We start from the raw sequence: 580 nt of genomic DNA, 5'->3' as shown, positions 1-580 counted from the left end.
TGAGCAACGGAGAAATATCTATCAATCAGAAATATTTTGAAAAAAGTTCTTGACAAAAGATGTCGAATAATGCTATGATATAAAAGTTGCTGACGGAGATCGCTCAGAACAGAATCATAACATTTGAAAAAAAGTTCTTGACAATGAGTTTTGAAGATGGTATGATATAAAAGTTGCTGCGGATTTGAAACTCCAAGGCAAATAAAAAATAAAAAAGTTCTTGACAAACAAAGAACGAAGTGGTAAAATAAGGAAGCTTCTTATCAGAAGCGGACGAAAAGATGGCGAAGGATGCTTTGCTTCATGCCATCTGCCAAAGGAACTTTGACAACTGAACAATAAGACAACCTTGAAAATTCTAAGAGATTTTCAGATCGGTTTAAGAAACCGACGAACGTTCTTTATAGAACAGTAAGAACAAGGATAAGAAGCTAGTGCTTTCTTGACTTGGATTAAACAGATAAGAACATGAGAGTTTGATCCTGGCTCAGGATGAACGCTGGCGGCGTGCTTAACACATGCAAGTCGAACGAAGCATTTAAGAAGGAAGTTTTCGGATGGAATTGTTAAATGACTGAGT

The 580-nt window shown here is 36.4% G+C and carries 1 rRNA gene; it reads left to right on the top strand.

Annotated features, from left to right (window positions below):
- Positions 1 to 464: 464 nt before the first annotated feature.
- A 16S ribosomal RNA gene (locus AC27EF_RS13595) occupies positions 465 to 580 on the top strand; the annotation flags it as partial.

It is taken from the genome of Anaerostipes stercorihominis, from assembly GCF_057535655.1.
The sequence above is the reverse complement of the archived record's forward strand: the minus strand, read 5'-3'. Positions and strand labels throughout refer to the sequence as shown.